1 protein-coding gene is annotated in these 272 nt (G+C 32.4%); it reads left to right on the top strand.

Translation table 11 applies throughout. From position 1 onward, the window contains the following. The coding region (locus VJI93_RS08830; RefSeq protein ID WP_324009328.1) for a peptide deformylase at nt 1-191 on the top strand (191 nt) is incomplete at its 5' end. Between the last annotated feature and the right edge of the window lie 81 nt (nt 192-272).

Genomic DNA, 272 nt, shown 5'->3' with positions numbered 1-272 from the left:
ACTTTGTTGAACATGTTAATACTTTTTCCGGTATAACTGCCAGGGTCATATTACATGAATACGATCATATTGAAGGGAAACTATTTATTGACTATTTAAAACCCTTGCGTAAGAAAATGTTACAGGGTAAACTTAATGATATCAGTAAAGGGAAAATAAAAGTGGATTACAAAATGAGTTTTGCTAAATGACGAAACAAGTACTTTTTTTACTCTGCTTAGTTGCATACGGGAAAATTTTTGGACAGGATACTACTGTCATTATCGGCGAAA

The organism is Parvimonas sp. M20, from assembly GCF_035282425.1.
Lineage (GTDB): Bacteria > Bacillota > Clostridia > Tissierellales > Peptoniphilaceae > Parvimonas.
Note: the sequence above shows the minus strand (reverse complement) of the source record. Positions and strands in the feature narration are given on the sequence as shown.